This is a genomic window from Microcystis sp. 49638_E5 (assembly GCF_021300285.1).
In the GTDB taxonomy this organism is placed as follows: domain Bacteria; phylum Cyanobacteriota; class Cyanobacteriia; order Cyanobacteriales; family Microcystaceae; genus Microcystis; species Microcystis aeruginosa_C.
Window position 1 is genome coordinate 1 of the sequence record NZ_JAJTDH010000040.1, and the last position, 21,458, is coordinate 21,458.

Genomic DNA, 21,458 nt, shown 5'->3' on the forward strand with positions numbered 1-21,458 from the left:
TTCTCCTCCTTTTCGTTAATTTTAAAATTGTGTTTCCTGACGGGGAATATAGACTCCTAAGGCGGCCGGAATAACTCGAAACATGGCGGGAGTAGTGCTAGTAATTTCGCCATCTGTGTTAATACTATGGGGTTTACGAGTCTGAATTTGAATTTCTTTCCCCTTAAGAGTTCTCACCCAAGATAATAAACCCTGTTGTCCTCGCGGTAATGTCCATAAAAGCGGGAAAATTTGCCACCAGTGTTCAATTTCTAGGCTATATAAATCTAATCTTTGATCGTCGATTTGGGCATCATGAGCGATCGGCATTCCTCCCCCATAATAACGACCATTTCCGATCGCTATTTGTAGGGTTTTAACTTTGATATTTTGGCCATCAATACCGATCATAGCGGTAAAAGGACGAGTTTTACTTAATACCTGTAAAGCTGTCCAAGCGTAGGCCAAAATCCCCAAACGTCGCTTTAAACCCTTGTTCAGTTTTTGGGTAATTTTCACACTTAATCCTAAACTAGCCACGTTGAAAAAGTATTTATTATTTACCCAACCTAGATCGATATATTTTAAATTACCTTCCGCAATAATTCGACAGGCTTCGGCAATAGAATTCGGTATCCCTAAAGTCCTGGCTAAATCATTAGCCGTTCCCAAAGGTATAATGCCTAGGGGCAGTTGAGTTTCTACCAACACATCCACCATAGCATTAAGAGTCCCATCGCCACCACCGACGATAACTAAATCAATATTAGAGCGATATTTTTCCATCAAAAAAGGTATATCTTCTACCTTTTTCAAAGGGACGCTGATAATTTCAAAATCCCAATGATTGAGCAGATCGACAGTTTGAGCAAAGTTTTCTTTACCCTTGCGCGAGTGACGATTGATTAGCAGTAAAGCTCTTTTAGTCATAGGTAAGTTTCTCAGTAGCATCAATATCTGAAGATAGACCAACACCAGCTTTTTGAGAGATTGTATATAGACTTGGCCGCAACCCGAGCCACCAAAGCCTTGTAGGGACTGAAAACAGTTGGTTTTCCCACAAGCTGGTGATGGGATTTGAACCCGCGACCGGCTGATTACAAATCAGCTGCTCTACCACTGAGCTACACCAGCATTTTTTACCAACCCATTATAACATAAATAGGGTCTGCTGAAAAAGTTTTTCGTGGGGGCAGGGTGTGGGGTGTAGGGTTTTACCCATTTTCAGGGAAAAAGTGCCTAAATTTCCCCCCCGATCACCCCAAAGTCTGGCACTTTTTGATGGGAAAAAAGTCTAAAATTCTTATCCAACAAGGTTTTTAGATTTATTCAGCAGACCCTAAATAGACCAAGTGGTCACTGAGCCTTGTCGAAGTGTGGATATTTTTTCTTGTCGAGCATATTCATCACCCTGCTTTCCTTCCCCAGTCAGCTGCCCGGAGACTAGGGACCGATACACAGACATTCAATGAGTCAAAAGGGATGACCAATAATTAGTTATCACTGACCATTGACCGTTTAATAAGAGCCAGATTAATCCCCCTATTCCGAAGAGAATAGTCAAGACATAAAATTGTGATTGACCGGAAACATTATACTTTAAGGCACTGCCGCTAAAAATCGTCGCTAAACTGACCAAATTAACCAGACCATCAATAATATAACGATCGAGCCAAGCGGTAATTTTGGACAGGCTGCCCACCGCCAAAACCACGGTAAACTGATAGATGCGATCGAGATAAAAGTCATAAGCGAACAAATCTTGCAGGAATCGCAGTATTAACCCGGTTGGTCTGGCCCAAGCTCGTCTTAACTCTACCATTGACCCGATAACTAGGCCAATTACTCCAGAGGCCATCAGTAAGGGAAAACCCCAGACAATAGTGAAACTCCGGTTATTAAGGAGGGGATTGGTGAAAGATAGCCAAAAATCCCAACGTAGGGGAATAATCGGGGCCAATAAAACGATTAAAATCAATGATACCATGGGCAAAGCCATTGGCCAAGCCACTTCCGGGGTGCGATGGGTTTTACTTTGGGTTTGTCCCAAAAAGACTAAACGAAAGACCCGAGTAAGATTGACGATGCTAAGACAATTAACAAAGATTAAAACCGCTAATAACCACCAAGGAATCGCCCATTCGCCACTTAACCACCGTTTTAACGTCCAAAACATCCCTAGGGGCATTAAAACCGTCATCCCCGCGGAACCTCCTAAAAAAGCCGTGGTCGTGGCTGGCATTCTTGACCAAATTCCCCCCATTTCCGTGATATTTTGGTTACTGGTGGTGAGAATTAATGCTCCTGCGCTCATAAACAATAAGGCTTTTGCCACCGCATGGGAGAATAAAATTAGTAAAGCGATATCCACATGACCTAATCCCACCGCCACAAAGACCAAACCGAGATAGGCACTGGTGGAGTGGGATAAAGCGCGTTTAATATCAATTTGGGACAAGGCCATCAGAGAAGTCCCAATGGCCGTCATTGTCCCCAACACTATTAAAACATTGGCAGCGATCGGAGATAGGGTAAACACCGGCTGCAGCTTAATTAAAACATAGGCCCCCGCCGAAACCACGATCGAATTCCGCAGGATTCCGGCTGGATTTGGTCCCTCCATCGCCTCATCTAGCCACAAATTCAGGGGAAATTGGGCGCATTTACCCGTTGGACCAGCAATAAGGGCTAATCCTAACAAAGTCGCCGTCAGAGGCGGTACAGGGTTATTTACCGCCCAATTTTCTAACTGAGAAAAACTCAATCCCTCTCCGTAACTGGACAGAGCCACCAAACCCATCAATAAAATAATATCGCCGACGCGCTTGGTTAAAAAGGCATCTCGGGCTGCGGTTACTACCAAAGGTTGGGCATACCAAAAACCGACGAGGAGATAGGTAGAGACTGTTAACATCTCTAGGAAAGCGTAACTGAATAGTAGGGAGTCACTCAGGGCAATTCCCCCCAAAGCTGCCTCAAAAAAGCCCATTAAGCCATAAAATCTCGCCAAAGACCAATCCTTTTCCATGTAGCCAAGGGCATAGATTTGGGCCAAGAGACTGACGAGGGTAATCACTTCCAGCGTCCCCAAACTGACGGGAGAAAGTTCGATCGAAAGAGATAAACTAAGATCGGCCACTTTTACCCATTCAAAAGCCAGTTTAATCGTCTCTCGATGCCAAATTTGATTAAAAGCGATCGTTCCGTGTATTAACCCTAAGACGGTCATCAATAGATTAATATAAGCCGCCGGCCGCGGACCGGTGCGACTAATAATGCCTAAAGACCAAGGTAGGGTTAAAATCGAACCAATTAAGCCATAAATGGGAATTAACCAGCAAGTGTCAAGGAATAAATCTTTCATTCGGGGGGTTATTCAGTTATCAGTTATCAGTTATCAGTGATCAGGTTTAAGTTTTAAGTTATCAGGTTTAGGTTTTCAATTTTCAACAAATTTAGGCTCTTTCACTGGTTACTGATTACTGATCACTGATCAACGGCCATAAAAAACCAATACTCGATCGAGAAGGGAGCGAGTTTAGTCAATTTAGTTATTTTACAGTTAATCCCGCGATCAGGCTAAATGCGCTGTAATAAAGATTTACCGTGGGAATCGGTGCTACAGGTGGCGAATAATTGATATTGACGACTAAGAGCGAGTGCTTGTTCGGTTTCCCGTTGACTCGGTAGCCAGGGTTTGGGATTGCCGTAGGCATAAAAGGCCTCAATACCATCAATACCCAATTCTACCGCCGCCGCTACTAAATCGGCTGCGGGGCGATGGTAACGAAAGGGATGGGCGAGAACCACTAGGGCCCCCGCTTGCTGTAAACTGTTAATGACTCTAGAGGCCAAAGCTAGATCTCCTTCCGGTTTGGCTCTTTGCAGATAGGGAGTCAAAACGGTATGAGTAGGATCGAAACCATAGCCAAGAATATGCACTTCTGTCTCTAAGAGATTCGCCGTAATTTCTACCCCTGTCCAGAGATGGGGTAGAGAACTCTTTAAATGCTGATTTTCCAGCCAAATTTGGGCTTGTCGATAACCTTCGATCGAGTGATGATCAGTAATTGCTAATCCTTTTAGTCCGATATCTAACGCTTGTCTCATCAAGTCTTGGGGACTCATTTGACCATCGGAACAATGGGTGTGGAGATGGAAATTGTAATGGTAGGGACAACTATCATAGCCGACATTTGCCCACACCGCTTTCAGGGCGAGGGTATCTTGAGCTAGGGGTGGAATTGTAGCAGAAACGACCATGCAGTATTGAGGAAATTTCCCAAAGATTACAAATTGTTAACAATCAGCATAGCAAATACCAAAAAAAATTGGGTAGCTGCTGTTACCACTAATACTAAATCCTCTTTCAAAGGTGTGGGGAAGTGGGGAAGTAGGGAAGTGGGGAAATGGGGAAATTAGCCGAACGTGCAGAGATGATGCCCAATCCCGTCATACTTGATCATTACCTGCTGGAAAAAGCTGTATCTATCGGTTGTTAGGAAATCTTTAGGAGATTTGGCTTGAATTTAGACGTCAATAACTTGACATTTCATCTGGCCGAGGTTATAACTAAACTAGAGTGCGTAGTCTACGTACTTTGCCCTAATAAAAAGTAACAAACCACTTAAAATGATCACAAACATCTCTAGACGACTAACCACTGGCGCTCTTGCTATCGCTGGCAGCGTTGCCGCTTTCGGCTTTGCCGGTGCTGCCCCCGCCCAAGCGCAGGCGGAGTGTTCTCTACCATTAGGACAATTGTTTTCTAGTTTCAAGAGTACTCCTTGCCGGGTGGGAGACAAGTTGTTTACATTCATAGACGCATCTCCAGCGTCTGGTCCCATAAATAACGGGGTTCTTCTCATAGATCAACTCGTGTCATCGACGGTAGACAGACACACCTTCAACTATAGACCAACTCCTGCTCTAATGCAATCTTCAGGTACTTTCATCATAGACTACACGATCGAGATCGTTGATGACCCCGCCACTCCCGGCGAAAATGAACTTTTGACGAAGATGTTCAAAGAATTCAGTATTGGCTATGATGCAACTGGCGCAGGTAACTTTGGTATCTCTACGGAGAAGAAAGTTTGGTCAGATAGTATCAATGGGGCGGGTTTGATCGGAAGTTCGATGGCTTCGACCGCGTTGGGTTCTTCTGGTAACGTAGTTACAGTTCCGTCAAACCTCAAGAAACTTTTCGTCAGAGACACTTTCAGTGTCTCTGATACCAGGGGTTCCCTTAACAGTGTCACCAACGACTTCACACAAACAACAAAATCAATTGACATCCCCGAACCCTCTGCTATCCTCGGTATCTTAGCCGTTGCTGGTGTTGGTGCTTTCGCTCGTCGCAAGATCTAGTCACTGCCATTAGAGCAAAAATAATGGAAAAAATAAGCGTTAAAGTCAAACTTAACGCATTTTTTCTTGTCTAGAGACGGGAGTGGGGAGTCTGAGCATTTGTATTAAAATATCCATTGACATCCTCCCCGACGTAAACGAGCGGTGATTCCTCACCACGCCACCTTTTTAGGATGGTCGTTGAATGGGGTTGACGCTTCACAGGATACTGCTACCTTAGCGGTAGTCTTACGCTTTCCGACCCGTCCGTTTTGATTGTCCGAATGCCGGACGGCCACTTTGAACAAGTCGAGAAAATCTCCTGTTCAACCTTATTTCCTAGAAAGTTTTACTCGTTCAAGGCCGAATTTGACTTCTTTTCTGAACGAAACCCCCTACTATCTGTGGTCAAGGTTCAGTTTTTAGCTTGGTTATCGCTTTTTCCATTGTAGCTTAAAGCCGTCCTAAAAGGACGGGGTTTCAATCCGAGGATTTGCGATGATACAATAAAGTTAGGCCAAAATGCGATCGCAAGAGATAAAGCATGGTTCAAGCACCCATCGAACCCCAACTTTTCTATCCTGACTCCGACGGTAAACCTATGGCCGACAACACAGTTCAATATCGCTGGATTGTTCGCTTGGTTGCCAATCTCAGGTATTTATTTAAGGAGCAAACCGTCTTTGTCGCCGGAGATTTGCTCTGGTATCCCCAGCAGGTAACTGTACCACCCGCTCCCCGTCAAGCTCCCGATGCCATGGTAGTTTTCGGCCGTCCACCTGGTGAGCGCGGCAGCTATAAACAATGGGAAGAAGACAATATTGCCCCCCAGGTAGTGTTTGAAATCCTCTCTCCGAGCAATAGTGCCAGGGAAATGCTCAAAAAGCAGTCTTTCTATCGGGAGCATGGGGTATTAGAAATGTTTTTCTATGACCCAGACTCCCATGATTTCTGGGGATTGGTACGGGCCAATCAGCAAGAGGATTTTTTCCCAGTAACGGCCTTGAATTTTCCTTGGACTTCCCCAATCCTAGGGATTCGGTTTGAGATGTTTGAAGAGGGTTTAGAGGTCTTTTATCCCAATGGGGAACGATTTAAAGACCCTGAAACCCTCTTTGAGGAACGCAACCAAGCACAACAAGAACGCAACCAAGCACAACAAGAACGCGACCAAGCACAACAAGAACGCGATCGCGCTTTTGCCCGATTACGCGAATTGGGCATTGATCCGACACAGTTGTGACTATAATTAATCTTCAGCGGAGATGCCGTCATCTTCCACCACCGCTTCGGTGATAGGAGAGGGGGGAATTTCCGTTAAGGGAGATAAATCGGCAGGGGGGGCCACCACGCGATCGAGTTTTAGGGTTAAATAACGAATAACCTCATCACTTAAACGCATGGCCCGTTCCATGGGGGCGACTTGTTTGCCGCTGGCCTGATAATTCATCTGCACATAGACACCATCATTGAGTTTTTTGATGGGATAGGCCAGACGTTTTTTACCCCACACCTTAACTTGAATGTCTGTGGCGCTGTGTTCGGTAATCAGAGTCCGATAACGTTCCACTTGTTGCTGAACGACTTCTTCCCCTAAATCGGGACGGAGAATGTAAAGAGTTTCGTAGTTATTGCTCATCTCAGAATCCTTATGGACTAGAAGGCTTCTTTGTCAAGGCCAAGAGTCAATTGATTTTAATAACTCTCTAGCTTTTAATAAAGAAGCAAGGATATATGATCATACTACTATCCGAGAGTCGATCGCTAGTCATTCCCAGAAAAATATGGCGCAACGCTATGTACGAGTGAAACATCGTCAAGGACAAATCTTCTACGGACTGTTACAGTTAAACCGTAGCGTTGCCGTCTTTGATGCCCCTCCCTGGCAAGGAGGGCAACTAACCAAGCTAGAATTAGAACCTGATAGCTACCAACTATTAGCCCCCTGTTTCCCGTCGAAAATTATTGCCGTGGGCAAAAATTACCGCGCCCACGCCGCCGAGATGGGAACACCTGTACCGGAAGAACCGCTTTTATTTCTCAAGCCACCGACGACAATTATCGCCGACGGTGAAACTATTTTTTATCCGCCCCAATCGGAAAGAGTGGATTATGAGGGAGAATTGGCATTAATTATGGGAGAAACCGCCAAAAACTGCACCACAGCCCAGGCCAGAAGTAAAATCTGGGGTTATACTATTGCTAACGATGTCACCGCTAGGGATTTACAGAAAAAAGATAGCCAATGGACGCGGGCGAAAGGATTTGACAGTTTTTGTCCCCTCGGCCCCTGGATTGTCCGGGAATTGAGTATCGGGGCCCAATTAACCACTTTTCTCAATGATGGCAGCGAACCCAAACAAAGCAGTTATCTCAGTGATATGGTCTTTCCCCCCGATGTCTTGGTGGCTTATATCTCCCAAGTGATGACCCTGCTGCCGGGGGATGTAATTTTAACGGGAACTCCCGAAGGAATCGGACCGCTGCAGGTGGGGGATAAGGTTCGGGTGGAAATAGAAGGCATCGGGGTTTTGGAAAATAGCGTCATGGCAGCAGAAATCGATTAACGATAATTAACAATCCTAGCGAATACGGCGGGGTCTAGACTCGCCCCACCGACTAAAGCCCCGTTTATCTGCGATTGAGCCATAATTTCATCGATATTATCGGGTTTTACCGAACCACCGTACTGAATGGTTACTTCGGGATTGTCTAATTGTTGCCGAATCAAACCGATAACCCGATTAGCTTCCTCGCTTTCGCAGGTTTCCCCGGTGCCAATCGCCCAGATGGGTTCGTAGGCGATAACGAGGTTTTTTTGGTCAACATTGACTAAACCTGCTTGAATTTGCTTGATAATTACCTTTTCCGTTTCTCCAGCATCTCTTTGGGCTTTACTTTCTCCCACACAGATAATCGGGATTAAACCTTGTTTTTGGGCAGATATGACCCTTAAATTGACGGTTTCATCGGTTTCGCCGAAATATTGCCGGCGTTCACTGTGACCGATAACCACATAGTGAACCCCAATTTCGGTTAACATATCCGCCGAGATTTCGCCCGTATAAGCCCCCGATTTTTCCCAGTGGACATTTTGCGCCCCTAAGCGAATACGACCACCGTGGAGGGTTTTAGAGAGGACAGCTAAAGCTGTGAAAGGCGCACAAAGAACTACTTCTCGGTCGTCCGGGGTTTCCTCTAGATGGGATTTAAAATCTTGCAAAAACTCCAGAGCTTCTCTCTGGGTTTTGTGCATTTTCCAGTTACCTGCAATAACAACTTTCGGCACAGCTTAATTAATTTAGTAGATTTGATAATTTATGGTACATTTTACTGTAAGCCTTTTTGTTACCCTAAGCAAGATCACCGATAATCGCTGTTTGTCGTGAACAGATTTCTTGAATACTTTTACCTCTACCTAGGGTTTGCTGAATAAATCTAAAAACTTTGTTTGATAAGGCTTTTAGACTTTTTTGACCTCAAAAAGTGCCTACCATTGGAGGGATCGGGGGTAAAATTCCTGGACTTTTTCCACCTATGCCCTAATCCCCTACCAAATCCTCATGCGAACCTTAGCGATCGGCGATATTCATGGTTGCTCGAAAGCTCTAGATCACTTGCTAGAGATCGTCAATCCCAAACCGCAAGATACTTTAATCACCCTCGGTGATTACGTTAATAAGGGCAGAGACTCGAAAGGGGTGATCGATCGCCTGATTTCCCTACACAAACAGGGAAATTTGATTCCCCTCAAGGGTAATCACGAGATTATCATGCTGCAAGCCCGTAACAACCCCCTCAAACAGCGTCTCTGGTTAGAAAAAGGCGGTAAAGCTACTCTAAAATCCTATAGCGAAGGCCAACTGATTAAAATTCCCGAATCTCACTGGGATTTTTTAGGAAAAGTCTGTATAAATAGCTACGAAACTGCAAATCATTTATTTGTTCACGCTGGTCTCGATCCCAATCTACCCCTAGCCAGACAACCAGAATACAAACTCTTTTGGGAGAAATTTCAATATCCCGCCGCCCATAGTTCGGGAAAAACCATGATTTGCGGCCATACCAGCCAAAAAAGCGGGAAACCGATTAATCTCGGCCATGCCATTTGTATTGATACTTGGGCCTACGGCCAAGGCTGGTTAAGTTGTTTAGATGTGGAAACGGGGAAATTGTGGCAGACTAACCAGCGAGGAAATTTTCGGATTAGCCATATTCAAGATTATTACCGTCCATCCTCTCTAGGTCAGGACATTAAGGACGGTTCGCCGATTTTTGGCGGTTCGCTTTTGTCGAGAGCGGCAGCAATGACATTCAAGGGCAAATAACTGGGATAAACTCCCTCGCGAGCGCGTTCAATATCCGTTTCCTCTAGGGGAATTTGGTATTTAATCGCAATTGCCTTGAGGATATCGCCGCGATCGATCACTCCCGCTAAGGCGGAGGCTGGTGTTAACACCGTGATCATTCGGTCCGGGATGGTTTCCAATTTTTGCACCACTGTCACTAAGGGGGTTTTTTCCTCAACACTGGGAATTTCCGTGAGGGGATGGGCAATATCAAGCAGGTGTTTTTCTGACCAGAAACTCCGCTCGATCGCCTGTAAATCTTCCACCCGAATTAATCCCCGATAACGTCCCTCGGAAGCGGCAAAATAAGCAGTATTGGCAGCCGCTCGGTCTAAAACGTATTCTTGGGCGAATTCCTGTAGGGTTTGATGGGCGTTTAAAACCCGCAAATTTCTGCTCATCACCTCTCCCGCTGTAAAATTGAGGAGACTTTCCTGTAAATTAGTCAAATTATCGTAGGCGCTGGCATTTCTGAGGATAAACCAGCCCATTAATCCTAACCAGGCACCCCCCACATCTGCCGTCAAGAGAACCAAGAAAATCCCTAAAATAATCCCCAACCAACCGATGAATTGACCACTGATCGCAGCCCAATGTAAACCCTTCCAGCGATCGCCGGTCGCTTGCCAGACCATTGCTTTTAAAATTTGACCCCCATCGAGGGGTAAACCGGGGATAAGATTAAATAGAGCCAAAAACAGGTTAATTATCGCTAAATGCCCGCATATATAAGTTAAATTGGCGTTTAAATAGGGTAAGTGACTGGCTAGGGATAAGAGACAAAACAGGAGAAAACTAACGACCGGTCCAGCGATCGCTACTTGCAGGGCCTCTGGAGGAGTCCGCGATTCTCGCTCGATCGAGGCCATACCCCCAAAAAGAAACAGGGTAATGGAATTGACCTCGATGCCTTGGCAACGAGCCACTAAACTATGACCTAATTCGTGGAGTAAAACCGAGATAAACAGCAATAAAGCCATGATTAAACCAAGTAACCACGCTAAACCGAAACTCTGGGCGGCCAGAGACTGAATTTCTGCATCGGTGGCATTGATCAGGGTGACAAAAGCCAGAATCAAAAACCACGAGGAATCAATATAGAGAGGAATGCCCAATAAAGAGCCGAGTCGCCAATTTGTACGCATAATTTTCAGTGGGGAAGTGGGAATTATGAATTATGAATTATGAATTATGAATTATGAATTGGGGAGTGGGGAGTGGGAAGTGGGAAGTGGGGTAGTGGGGGAATTCAACTAAAACCCTAAAACCCTAAAACCCTAAAACCTGTCTCCTTTTAAGACATTTGCCAAATAAAAGTCATTTTGTCGCCTTTACCGAGGGAAATGCGATCGCCAGCCCGGAGACGATGACGATTGCCGGGGGGTAGGGGAGTGTGATTAACGTAGGTTCCGTTAGCGCTGCCGCTGTCTTCGAGGTAATAGATGCCCCCTTCGACGCGGATATCGGCATGAACCCGGGAGACGATATCAGAATCGGGAAAACCGGAAACATCGATATCGGGGGGAATGCGATCGTTAGGTTTGCCGACATGAATTACCGATAGATGTAGGGGTAATTCAATTTTGCTATCGGTTTGCAGGTGCTGCAGACTAGCTATTTCCGTCTGTAAGCGGGTGGCAGCCGGAACCGGTGGAGGAGCAACAGGAGGAGGTGCGATCGAGGCGACAGTGGGTGTCGAGACTGGTGAGACGGGTTCAGGTTCCGATTCCGATTCGGCCTCGGCTGCCACCATGGGGGCAGAATTAGGCTGTAAATTGTAGCCACACTGACCGCAAAAGGTGGCATCAGTTTGGATGGTTGCCCCACAACTAGGACAGGAAGACATCCTCGGTAAGGGGGTATAACAGGCCTCGCATTGACTGGCCTCATCGGGGTTAATATGTTCGCAATTAGGACAAACGATCATTTTTAAGGAAAAAGTAAAAAGGAAAAAGTAAAAAAGCAGATCAGGGGTTGGGTGTTAGGGTGTTAGGGTTTTGGGGTGTTAGGGTTTTAGTTGAAATTCCCCATTACCCCTATTCCCCAATTCCCCCTATTCTCTAGACAAACGAGGAACCGGCCGCCGCATCGAGTAACCAATATAATTCCCCGGCCGGGGGGTGGATGAGACGGGAAGGATAGGAGAAAGAGTCACCATAGGCAGAGAAAATCTCATGTAAAGCGGGGCGTTTACTTTCGCCGGCAGCGATAAAGATCACACAACGGGCCTGATTGATCAGGGGAACGGTAAAAGTTAAGCGGGGATTGCCGTCTTTCTCGCCGACGGTGATACAGCGATCGCTCACCGTTAAAGCTGCCGTGTGGGGAAAGAGAGAGGCGGTGTGACCATCATCGCCCATTCCCAATAAAATCAGGTCAAAAACGGGAAAATCGGGAGAATTGACCCCAAACCATTGGCGGAGATGATCATCGTATTTTTGGGCGGCCAGCTGGGGATCGGGGTCATCCGTGGGCATAGGATGAATATTAGCGGCCGGGATCGGTATGCGATCGAGCCATGCTAATCGGGCCATGCGTTGATTACTGTCAGGATGATCGGGACTAACGTAGCGTTCATCTCCCCAGAAAACGTGAATTTTTGACCAATCGAGGGGTTGAGAGGATAAGGCTTCGTAGAGAGGTTTCGGAGTACTACCGCCGGACAGAGCGATGGTAAAATAGTCCTGTTGGTCGAGGCTGGTTGTGATTTTTTCGAGAACCAGCGCCAGAGATTTTGCGATCAGAGCTTGTTTATCAGCTAAAACTTCCACCAATTTCTGCATGGGTTTTGTTATCAACTCAGGGGGCTGTCTTTACTATAGGCTAACCATTCAGGACTCATCTGAGAGCTTGGGAAAATTTTATTCTTTGAGAGTCTCTGTCTTAGGTAAGAGATCCGGGGGAAAACCTCGTCTGAGAGCTTGGGAAAATTTTATTCTTTGACAGGGATAGGTTTACCGATGCCATATTGAGGTAATATTTCTAGAGTCGATTCTCGAGGGGGGTTGACAAGCAGAACGATTTAACGTAGGGTTTAGCGGGGGGGCTGAGCGAAAGTTAATTAGAAATTGCAGTTTGTCAGATTGCCTCTCGGCAAAATCCTTCCGCGAATCCCCAGCGAGAACTTTTAAACAGACTAATGAATCTATTCATTGACATACCATTACAGAAACAGCGATGAACAGCTTTACTTCTTTGTGCCTGAAATTAACGGGATTGGTTTTCATTCTTTCCTTCCTTTTGGATGGGTTTATCCTGCCGCTGCCCTATCAATTCAATCAATCCCAATGGCAGGTAGGGTTCGTCACCACCTTTGTTGATCGAGGAATTGTCCCTCTCCTCGGTATCATTCTCGTTTTAATCGCTTACTGGATTGACGCTAACAATAAAGATGTCATTCCTAGAAAATCCCGCTTTGAATTGCGTTGGCCGATCTTTATTTTTTCCACCCTGTTAGGTTTAGTTTTTCTGTTGATGATTCCCGTTCACATCAATAATATCAACCAGATTAAAAACAACGCTTTGACTCAAATTGAACAGGGTGTTGACCAGGGGGAGGGACAAATTCAAGCTTTCTTAGCCCAGGTAAATACTCTATCGCAAAATCCCCAACGATTAGACCAGGAGATCTCTCAGAGAACTCAAGTGATTGAAACTGGTCGTTTCCAAGGACAACCGATCAACACGGAACAGTTACAGACCCTCCGTCAACAAAGAGAGCAATTAACTAATTTACGCGATTTATCCAAAAGCCCGAAGGAATTTAAACAGAAATTAGATGAGATCAAAAATCAGCTACAAACTCAGCTGCAAGAGCGGCGAAAACAGGCAGAAAGCCAAGCCAACTTGGAGGCTTTGAAACAGTGGTTAAGAATTGGTATTCAAAGTATGTTGCTATCGATTTCCTATAGTTTGATCGGTTGGTTAGGCATTCGAGAACTAGGTAGTATGAAAAAACGCACCGCCTAAGTATGGGATTTATCTTAAATGATGAAGTATAAAGTTTTCGTTTTCGGGAGCCAGAATTCAGGACTGATGAGACGAGCGCACACAAGAGCATACTTCATCCTTAGGATCAAAGCTGTAACTACTTAAATATTCAGTCACCAAGAGCATCAGCAAATGATGCTCTTTTATTTTTTATTAAACCTCTTGCATAATTAATTTTTGGTGGTTCAAAAGCGTCCTATACTACTAAATCCTGTTTAAAAGGCATAGGAGAGCAGGGAAGCGGGAAGCAGGGGAGCGGGAATTATGAATTAGGAATTATGAATTAGGAAGTGGCAAGAATAAATAAAAGCGGTTCTTCGGTTTGTCTTATGCAACGTACAGGGTTATAAGGAATGAAACTCTTATAGAGAAAGACATTTGGCGATTTTTGTTAATTGTTTTCGATCTAGAGCGAACTAATCAATTAAGTAACGAAGAACCATAAAAGCAATCTCCTGACTCCTGAATACCGACTCCTGAATTCTAACTACTGACTCCTAACCCCAGCAACAAACTTTTTCAGTAAACCCTAATTAGAGATTTTTCAGTACAAAGGCTCTAAAATGACCAGTGCCAGTTATTAGCCCAAAGACTTGTTTTTTCAGTCTTGTGGCTTTATCATAGGTACTGTGTGGTGTGTGTGATGTGAAGGAGTAAGATGACTGCTAATAGCCAACTTATCTCCGTCAAGGCTCTACAAGCTTTGATGAAGCGAGGGTTCAAACCTTCGGTCTCTGGTAGACGGCATCAAAAATCTTGGTTAATAGCTTTAGACGGCGATACCTCAAAACGATTATTCGATATCGTTTTCTCCCTATCGGTTCTAATTTTCTTTTCGCCGCTTTATTTAATCTTAGCCTTACTGATCGCGATTAGTTCCCCCGGTCCGGTCTTCTATGTGCAGAAGCGCGTCGGTCAAAACTTCCAGCATTTCAACTGTATCAAGTTCCGTACTATGGTAATGGATGCGGATAAGGTATTAGAGAGACTGATGGAAGACTCTCCCCAACTGCGAGCGGAATTCGAGGATAATTTCAAGCTTAAGGACGATCCCCGCATAACTTGGATTGGCAAGTTTCTCCGCTTAACCAGTTTAGACGAGTTTCCCCAATTCTTCAACGTCCTGCGGGGAGATATGAGCGTCGTCGGTCCGAGGCCTTTAGTTCCCGAAGAATTGCAGAAGTATGGCAATCGCATCGACAAAGTTTTAACTATTCGCCCCGGTTTAACTGGTTTATGGCAAGTTTCTGGACGTAATGACATCCCCTATCCCATGCGGGTGCAGATGGATGTGTATTACGTTAATTCGCGCAACTGGTTAACCGATATATGGGTAATCTTTAGAACTATTGGTGTTGTGGTTTTTCCCAAAAATAACGGTGCTTACTAAAGCAGTCAATAGTAGTCAAAGATTACTCACTACTGTTCCAATCTAATTAATCGCTAGACTGGAGGAGAGAAAGGCAGAACTTGCTTTTTTCTCCTCTTTTTTTGAGAAGAAATATTATGATAGTAATTAAGTAATATTAAATCGGTTCAGCGTCATGCTACTTATGAAGATAGACAATATTTGTCGATGTTGATGAGAATTCCACCTATATCCTTTTTTAGGAAACATTGGAACTAGAGATGATGCTAAATCCCGTCGCACTCCCTTCATACCACAATTTAAGCATTTTGTCAAAAAAACTTTGACTTTGCAACAAAACTACACAAAAATTAGATCAACGTTGTTCGGGAAAAAAGGGAGAATTAGCGGGAGTGTTTGGTTTGGCTAAAAGGGAAAGTCTAGATTTAGCAATGGTTTTAAGGCAAGCTAGACCTTAACAAGTCCAAAAAAGACTACAAAAACCCACCATAGCATAATGCAAAATTATACCAGAATCGCTGGAAGTATTGCTATCTCGTAAATAAATAGAAATTATTCTCAATAAATTCTTAAGTAAAAATAAATATTACCAATTGTAAATTTAAATATTTTTAAGTATTGAAGGTATTTGCATATAAAATACTTATCATTTTGCCCCGATTGCCTCTAACTTTCCCCCCCCCACAACAATCACCGGGTAAATAGAAAATTTCTCACTCTTTCTCCTAAAGATGAAGTACAAATTAATCCTTACTCATCAAGTATTTTAGCAACAATAACTAACCTCATCTTTCTGAGAAAGACTGTAGCGAAAGAAAATCCGATCAGTGGGAGCGTTACTTTTCATACTTCCTAAATTTTATGCGAAGTTGTCGGGTTTCCTCGATCGAACTGTTCTAGGTTTGGGAAATGGAGTCAAGATAGAGAGTATCCGGACAGATATCTTGTTCGTTCGGCCAAGTTACCGTACCATCTAAAATTTTTACTTGATTAAAATACTGCTTGTTTTTAAGTTCTTGAAAGATGCCAAAATCGAGCAGTGATGAACAATCATAAATTTTCTTTTCCTCATTAGTAAAGATGAGTTGTAATTGATAGTTTGGCAAAGGGATAACTTCTTTAACTCTAGGATTCATGATTGATCTCAGTAGTTCAATTTTATACGGTTGTTGTCCTGAAATCGAAGGACTCTCGCTCGGAAATAGCCTCGATCGAATAAAATTCTTTCATCGACAATCGTGAAAGAGTTGACGATCAAACTCTCAGATAATTTCCGTTTAACCTTGCGAATATAATCGGCTATCTCCATCTAATTTGATCGTAAACTTATCTCTTTTCTGGCTGCCAATAGCATTTAATAATAAACATTCCACTCGAAATAATCCATAGCGTCCCCTAGCTCACCGGAACGAAATCTAGAAGAGAATTCTTCCGAACTCATGGGATATTGATTTTCCTATTGCTTGACACGGTTTTCTAAATCCAAAATTTGAGCGTTAATCTGCAAATTTTACCGTTGTTCGCTCTCAATTTTTCGATTCAGTAACTCTCTTTCTTCCTCGGAGAGAGAGAGAATAATTCGCGCGAGAGAATCAATCAGTTGGGTATTCATTTAAGAACTGTAGCAGATTCGATCGAGAGCCGCTGCCATGACTGCTAGGAAATAATAGGTGGATGAGGCTGCACCTATTATTTCCTAGAAATCTAAATCTGCGGGGCTAAATTTCTTGTGAATCTGAGGAAAACCTAACTGTTTAATCACTTGATGTTTGCGTTCTTCCTCAAGAGATGACAACTGATTATAATTAACCCAGTGAATACAGTTAACCGGACAAGTCTCGATCGCTTCTTGAATAATTTCTTCTTCGTCACCGTCCTGATTATAGACGCGAGAGCGACCGTATTCGCCTTCAATAAAAAAGGTATTGGGGGCAACGTGGGCGCAGTGTTTACAACCGATACAAGTGACCTCATCGACGTAAACCGCTTTCTGGCGCAGTAAACCGCCCAATTCCGGTTCAAAACCAGTGCGATCGGGGGAATCTCTCAGGAATCCCCCTAACTCTGGTTCAAAACCAGAGCGTTCGGGAGAAAAATCAGCCATTAGGCGCTCCAACGTTGTACCACTAGACGAATAGAACCATCAGTATTTTTTTCCTGTGCTGCCACCTGAAAACCCTGTTTAGCAGTTTCTGCCAGAATGGTGTGGTAGGCATAACCTTGATTTACTTTTCTTAAAAATCCTTCTACGGTTAGGGGTTGTTGCCAGTATTGCAAATCGGCAACCAACTCGTACTCGTTACCATTCCAGCGAAACCCGATATCGTAATTGTTATCTTGCTCGATTACCACCTCTGCGGTTAAAGTTTGACCTTGATAACCTTTGACGGGGTGGGAACCCTCTTTCCATTCCATCCCCATATCGCTGAGGGCGGCTTTTAGGTAGGATAGATCGCGGATTTTGGTTTTGATATTGCTAAAGTGTGACATGGTTTTTCAGTGGCTTAAATAAAGGGATTGGGAAAGATGAAAAATTACCAGTCGCTAAAAGTGGCTGCGTTGCTGACTTTCTCTGACTGGCTGACGGTTTGATGGTAATAATCCGAGGTTTTCTCTTGAGACATCAGCTGCCCGAGTTGTGCCTCGATCGCCGCCGTCACCTCTTGACAAGATGAACCGACTATGCCTGTCACCTTTTCCATGACGCGACCATCGGGATAGATGATAAACTCTAGGCTTTCCATGCTCATAGGTCTTCTCGGCGTGATCTGGGGTTTGCAAAGCTCCCTATCGTTTTAATTTACGATAGTTTGCTAATCGTAGCAATCTGGTTAAAATTTTAGCAAAACTTTATATTATCTCGGCCAACCACTTTCATTTTTTGTAAGTTTCGCGTAACTTTTCTTCATCGTCAAGGGCGAACCTGTCCCCGGAGGGCATAATTTAACAAAAGTACACAAAAAAGACGACCTGAAGCGATAAATTGAAAATAAAGGAGATGCAACGGCGAACCACGACCGCCGAGATCATAGAATTTTGTCTATAGGAATCAGAACAAATATGAATAAACAAATAGCCAGCGATCGCCTTCGGATCGGTGTTTTAGGTTTTGGTGGTTTGGGACAGGCTGCCGCTAGAATTCTCGCCCCCAAACAGGAAATGCTTTGGACTGCCGCCGCCGATAAAGCTGGTTTTGCATACCACAAAGACGGTCTAGATGTCAATACCTGTAACAAAATTTATCATGACCGGGGTTCGATCGGTTATCTGGAAAATTACGGCAGTCTCAGCGAGAACAGTATCGAGGAATTAATCAAAACTGCCGACGTAGAAGGCTATTTCCTCGCCTTACCGAATTTACCTAACAATTTCATGGCCGATATCGCTAAAACTTTCATTCGCTTAGGTTGGCGCGGAGTTTTAGTCGATGCTCTCAAACGTACCAGCGCCATGGAACAAATATTAGCACTACAAGCAGACCTAGAAGCCGCCGGCATCACCTACATGACCGGCTGCGGTGCTACCCCCGGACTGTTAACTGCGGCCGCTGCCCTAGCTGCCCAGAGTTATGCAGAGATTCACAGCGTTAAAATTACCTTTGGCGTGGGAATCGCCAACTGGGAGGCTTATCGTGCCACTATTCGCGAAGATATCGCCCATTTACCCAGTTACAACCCAGAAACGGCCCACCGGATGAGTGATGCGGAAGTGGAAATGCTGTTAAATAAAACCAATGGCATTCTCAGCCTCGAAAATATGGAACACGCCGACGATATTATGCTGGAATTAGCCGGAATTTGTGGACGCGATCGGGTTTCCGTCGGGGGTGTGGTGGATACGCGCAACCCGAAAAAGCCCTTAAGTACCAATGTTAAAGTCACGGGGCGGACTTTTGAAGGCAAAATTTCCACCCATACCTTCACTTTAGGTGATGAAACCAGTATGGCGGCTAATGTCTGCGGGCCAGCTTTCGGTTATCTGAAAGCGGGGGTTTCCCTGCATCGTCGCGGTATCTACGGATTATGGACAGCAGCAGAGATTATGCCGCAATTTGTGCGCTAGGGGTTTCTCTGCCGTAAAATAGCTAAAACTTTCGGGAAAATAGCGGGTAAGGGAGCGATCGCTTCTAGGCTCTCTCCCGTGACCGGATGTATTAAGATTAAACGATGGGCGTGGAGTAACTGCCCGGGTAGATTAATCCCGATGGAACGACCGGAACTATAAAGGGGATCCCCAAGAATCGGATGACCGATATGGCTGCTATGAACGCGAATTTGATGAGTTCTGCCAGTTTCTAGGCGAAATTCCATTAAGGTGTAGTTGCCTAGTCTTTCCTTGACTTGCCAGTGGGTGACGGCATTTCTACCGCCTTTTTCCACGGCAATAATAGCCATCTTTTGGCGATCGCTGCGGTGACGACCGATGGGCAGATCAATTGTACCTGTTTCGCTTTTGGGGACACCATGGACGAGGGCCATGTATTCCCGACGGGCAGTTTTGGTTTTTAATTGTGCCTGTAGGTGTTGATGGGCCTGGTCGGTTTTGGCAATAACGATCGCACCCGTGGTATCCTTATCTAAGCGGTGAACTATGCCGGGGCGTTGAATTCCACCGATTCCGGCTAAATTTGGGCAGTGATGCAGTAAAGCGTTGACCAAGGTTCCCGATTCGTGGCCGGGGGCCGGATGAACCACTAAATCGGCCGGTTTATTGATGATAATCAGATATTCGTCTTCGTAAAGAATATCAAGCTCGATCGCCTCGGCGGTTAATTCGAGGGGTTGACTGTCGGGAATGGTAATCTTTAAGTGATCACCTTGACCAACTTTAGTATTTTTATTAGTGCAAATTTGACCGTTTAACTGTATGTATCCCTGTTCTATCAATTTTTGCAGCCTCGATCTCGATAAATCGGGTAATTGTGACCCCATCCAAGCATCTAAACGTTCTTTTTTTCCCGCAACTTCTAAGTTTAATTGGTTCATCGATTTTTAGTGATCAGGGTGTAGGGTGGGGGGGAATCAAGAAAAACTGACTGGAGATTAGTTAATCTACTTAGCTCAACAATTCCATTTATTTTAACAGTAATTGAACTTGCTCTGGCTGCTTGAGATGGAAATCTTGGGATGAAATTTTCCTGATTTTTAACGACAAAAGCCACAGCAAATCAGTAGAGATTTACTCATCCCCAAAAAAAATAGAGAGACGTTGCTATAATCAACGTCTCTCGATCAGAAATTAATCAATCAGAGTAAGCCAAGCTGTTTTAAACAACCGAATTATTGCCCACTTTAGTCAACGAAAATGCCATTTAAAACTCCTGAAATGATCGAAACCACGATCGAACCGAATAAAGCGGCAAAAAATGATTTTACCTCAAAGCCACGGATAAAATAGGAGGCTAAAGAAAAGGAAATGGCATTGACCACAAAAATAAATAACCCTAGGGTCAAAATAGTTAAAGGCAGGGTAAAAAGAATCAACAGGGGTCTAATAATAGCATTAATTAAACCCAAAGCGACAGCAGCTATCAAAGCCACGGTAAAATCTTTAATTTCTATACCTGGTACTATTCGCGCTGTAATCAATAAAGAGACGGCGGTAATCAACCAACGGAGGAAAAAAGATAACATAAGCCCATCCATCTAAGATAGTTCATCCTCATCTATTTTAATCGCCATCGCCCCTTAAAGAGACGGAAGTTTTCAGGAGATGACAACGAAAACCGAGAGTGACTGCTGCTTCTACTCGAAAACCAGAGAGGGAACATAAGTAGCTGGTTATAATTAAATTAAAAATGGATTTTAGGTTCGATCCCCCCTGCCCCCCTTGATAAGGGGGGTGCCGATAGGCGGGGGGATCTGACACTGACAATAAAAAGGAAAATTTGATCAGACTATCACCCCCGGAAAGAGGCAGCACTAAAGATGATATCTAGAAAAAATTTTAGCCAGAGCCAGCAAGTAGAAATCGGTAAAACGAGAATTATTCAGGGAGCAACTGGCACTCTAATGCTAATGAGTCTGCTTTCTCTCCTCTTAGCGCCACCCAGTTTAGCATCTCCTGAGCCACCTAATTCAGTCATCGCGGCTGCCCGTCAAGATTTGAGTCGGAAAACCAAGATATCGGTTAATCGCTTGCAAATTCAAGCAGCACAACCACAAACTTGGCCCGATGGTTGTTTAGGATTAGCTAAACCGGGAGAATTTTGTACTCAAGCACTGGTGCAAGGATGGCGAATTATTCTGACTGATAACCAAAAAACTTGGGTTTATCGCACCGATAGCAGCGGCGCTAATCTCCGCTTAGAAAAGTGAATTTCTTTGGATATTTTCTGGCTGCTTTTTCGGCATCCCCAAGGCAGCGCTGTCCTGTCCGTTGGGTGATGAAAATCGGCTGAGAATGGCTCTAGGGTTTGTTTC

22 protein-coding genes and 1 tRNA gene are annotated in these 21,458 nt (G+C 44.4%); 8 read left to right on the forward strand and 15 right to left on the reverse strand.

The features are described 5' to 3' along the window. Positions 1-21 precede the first annotated feature (21 nt). The 4 genes from LW728_RS12730 to LW728_RS12745 all read right to left on the reverse strand — a co-directional run bounded on the left by LW728_RS12730 (position 22) and on the right by LW728_RS12745 (position 4,242). A complete protein-coding gene (locus LW728_RS12730) occupies positions 22-909 on the reverse strand; it encodes a lipid kinase (RefSeq protein WP_287766874.1) in 888 nt (295 codons plus the stop codon). 132 nt (positions 910-1,041) lie between these two features. Then, positions 1,042-1,113 (reverse strand) — tRNA-Thr (locus tag LW728_RS12735). Positions 1,114-1,444: 331 nt separating this feature from the next. Further along, entirely contained in the window at positions 1,445-3,343 is a 1,899-nt protein-coding gene (locus LW728_RS12740) for an NAD(P)H-quinone oxidoreductase subunit F (protein ID WP_287665660.1), read from the reverse strand. Between the two features lie 215 nt (positions 3,344-3,558). Continuing rightward, positions 3,559-4,242, reverse strand: coding sequence for a PHP domain-containing protein (locus tag LW728_RS12745; protein ID WP_190723073.1), 684 nt, complete (start codon positions 4,240-4,242; stop codon positions 3,559-3,561). Between the two features lie 369 nt (positions 4,243-4,611). On the opposite strand from LW728_RS12745, the gene LW728_RS12750 reads away from it, so the two are divergent. Both LW728_RS12750 and LW728_RS12755 read left to right on the forward strand, forming a co-directional pair. Further along, positions 4,612-5,349, forward strand: coding sequence for a PEP-CTERM sorting domain-containing protein (locus LW728_RS12750; protein WP_287766876.1), 738 nt, complete (start codon positions 4,612-4,614; stop codon positions 5,347-5,349). A 523-nt stretch (positions 5,350-5,872) separates the two neighbouring features. Beyond that, the gene (locus tag LW728_RS12755) at positions 5,873-6,571 is read left to right on the forward strand and encodes a Uma2 family endonuclease (RefSeq protein WP_287766878.1); all 699 of its coding nucleotides are present in this window, start codon (positions 5,873-5,875) and stop codon (positions 6,569-6,571) included. Positions 6,572-6,577: 6 nt separating this feature from the next. On the opposite strand, the gene rpsF is transcribed toward LW728_RS12755, so the two are convergent. After that, on the reverse strand, positions 6,578-6,967 hold the full coding sequence (gene rpsF / locus LW728_RS12760; protein ID WP_004163403.1) for a 30S ribosomal protein S6: 390 nt from the start codon (positions 6,965-6,967) through the stop codon (positions 6,578-6,580). A 145-nt stretch (positions 6,968-7,112) separates the two neighbouring features. Between rpsF and LW728_RS12765 the strand changes: the two genes are divergently transcribed. Continuing rightward, positions 7,113-7,895, forward strand: a complete 783-nt coding sequence (locus LW728_RS12765) for a fumarylacetoacetate hydrolase family protein (protein ID WP_043997825.1) — start codon at positions 7,113-7,115, stop codon at positions 7,893-7,895. On the opposite strand, the gene tpiA is transcribed toward LW728_RS12765, so the two are convergent. Further along, a complete protein-coding gene (gene tpiA / locus LW728_RS12770) occupies positions 7,892-8,617 on the reverse strand; it encodes a triose-phosphate isomerase (RefSeq protein WP_080506938.1) in 726 nt (241 codons plus the stop codon). The genes LW728_RS12765 and tpiA overlap by 4 nt on opposite strands. Before the next feature lie 274 nt (positions 8,618-8,891). Here tpiA and LW728_RS12775 point away from each other — a divergent pair, with 274 nt between their 5' ends. Beyond that, positions 8,892-9,656 carry a metallophosphoesterase family protein gene (locus tag LW728_RS12775; protein ID WP_002801964.1) on the forward strand — a complete coding sequence of 255 codons (765 nt, stop codon included), beginning with the start codon at positions 8,892-8,894 and terminating at the stop codon, positions 9,654-9,656. On the opposite strand, the gene LW728_RS12780 is transcribed toward LW728_RS12775, so the two are convergent. From LW728_RS12780 to pgl, 3 genes are all read right to left on the reverse strand, one after another. Beyond that, on the reverse strand, positions 9,575-10,822 hold the full coding sequence (locus LW728_RS12780; RefSeq protein WP_287766880.1) for a site-2 protease family protein: 1,248 nt from the start codon (positions 10,820-10,822) through the stop codon (positions 9,575-9,577). The two genes, LW728_RS12775 and LW728_RS12780, sit on opposite strands and share 82 nt — an antisense overlap. A gap of 149 nt (positions 10,823-10,971) precedes the next feature. Continuing rightward, a complete protein-coding gene (locus tag LW728_RS12785; RefSeq protein ID WP_287766882.1) occupies positions 10,972-11,604 on the reverse strand; it encodes a double zinc ribbon and FHA domain-containing protein in 633 nt (210 codons plus the stop codon). A gap of 133 nt (positions 11,605-11,737) precedes the next feature. Then, the gene (gene pgl / locus LW728_RS12790) at positions 11,738-12,460 is read right to left on the reverse strand and encodes a 6-phosphogluconolactonase (RefSeq protein ID WP_002801967.1); all 723 of its coding nucleotides are present in this window, start codon (positions 12,458-12,460) and stop codon (positions 11,738-11,740) included. A gap of 394 nt (positions 12,461-12,854) precedes the next feature. On the opposite strand from pgl, the gene LW728_RS12795 reads away from it, so the two are divergent. Both LW728_RS12795 and LW728_RS12800 read left to right on the forward strand, forming a co-directional pair. Next, positions 12,855-13,646 carry an HpsJ family protein gene (locus LW728_RS12795; protein ID WP_002801969.1) on the forward strand — a complete coding sequence of 264 codons (792 nt, stop codon included), beginning with the start codon at positions 12,855-12,857 and terminating at the stop codon, positions 13,644-13,646. 679 nt (positions 13,647-14,325) lie between these two features. After that, the gene (locus LW728_RS12800) at positions 14,326-15,057 is read left to right on the forward strand and encodes an undecaprenyl-phosphate galactose phosphotransferase family protein (protein ID WP_287766884.1); all 732 of its coding nucleotides are present in this window, start codon (positions 14,326-14,328) and stop codon (positions 15,055-15,057) included. 875 nt (positions 15,058-15,932) lie between these two features. Here LW728_RS12800 and LW728_RS12805 read toward each other — a convergent pair. From LW728_RS12805 to LW728_RS12820, 4 genes are all read right to left on the reverse strand, one after another. Next, positions 15,933-16,172 (reverse strand): DUF2442 domain-containing protein, encoded by a 240-nt coding sequence (locus LW728_RS12805; RefSeq protein ID WP_287766886.1) that lies wholly within the window; start codon positions 16,170-16,172, stop codon positions 15,933-15,935. Between the two features lie 560 nt (positions 16,173-16,732). After that, positions 16,733-17,140: a ferredoxin gene (locus LW728_RS12810; protein ID WP_190358638.1), complete on the reverse strand. Its 408-nt coding sequence runs from the start codon at positions 17,138-17,140 to the stop codon at positions 16,733-16,735. Continuing rightward, positions 17,140-17,526, reverse strand: a complete 387-nt coding sequence (locus tag LW728_RS12815; RefSeq protein ID WP_002762644.1) for a DUF1257 domain-containing protein — start codon at positions 17,524-17,526, stop codon at positions 17,140-17,142. The genes LW728_RS12810 and LW728_RS12815 overlap by 1 nt, the downstream gene beginning before the upstream one ends. A gap of 44 nt (positions 17,527-17,570) precedes the next feature. Continuing rightward, positions 17,571-17,786, reverse strand: coding sequence for a DUF2997 domain-containing protein (locus tag LW728_RS12820; protein WP_002752708.1), 216 nt, complete (start codon positions 17,784-17,786; stop codon positions 17,571-17,573). A 310-nt stretch (positions 17,787-18,096) separates the two neighbouring features. Between LW728_RS12820 and bioU the strand changes: the two genes are divergently transcribed. Then, positions 18,097-19,098: a (S)-8-amino-7-oxononanoate synthase BioU gene (gene bioU, locus LW728_RS12825; protein WP_287666099.1), complete on the forward strand. Its 1,002-nt coding sequence runs from the start codon at positions 18,097-18,099 to the stop codon at positions 19,096-19,098. Here the strand turns inward: bioU and LW728_RS12830 are convergent. Together LW728_RS12830 and LW728_RS12835 are read right to left on the reverse strand one after the other, a co-directional pair. Continuing rightward, complete coding sequence (locus LW728_RS12830) at positions 19,095-20,021, reverse strand: RluA family pseudouridine synthase (protein WP_002801974.1); 927 nt, start codon at positions 20,019-20,021, stop codon at positions 19,095-19,097. The genes bioU and LW728_RS12830 overlap by 4 nt on opposite strands. Before the next feature lie 306 nt (positions 20,022-20,327). Then, positions 20,328-20,669: a phage holin family protein gene (locus tag LW728_RS12835; protein ID WP_002762655.1), complete on the reverse strand. Its 342-nt coding sequence runs from the start codon at positions 20,667-20,669 to the stop codon at positions 20,328-20,330. Between the two features lie 294 nt (positions 20,670-20,963). On the opposite strand from LW728_RS12835, the gene LW728_RS12840 reads away from it, so the two are divergent. Next, on the forward strand, positions 20,964-21,353 hold the full coding sequence (locus LW728_RS12840; RefSeq protein WP_002801976.1) for a DUF8738 domain-containing protein: 390 nt from the start codon (positions 20,964-20,966) through the stop codon (positions 21,351-21,353). Positions 21,354-21,458: the final 105 nt, after the last annotated feature.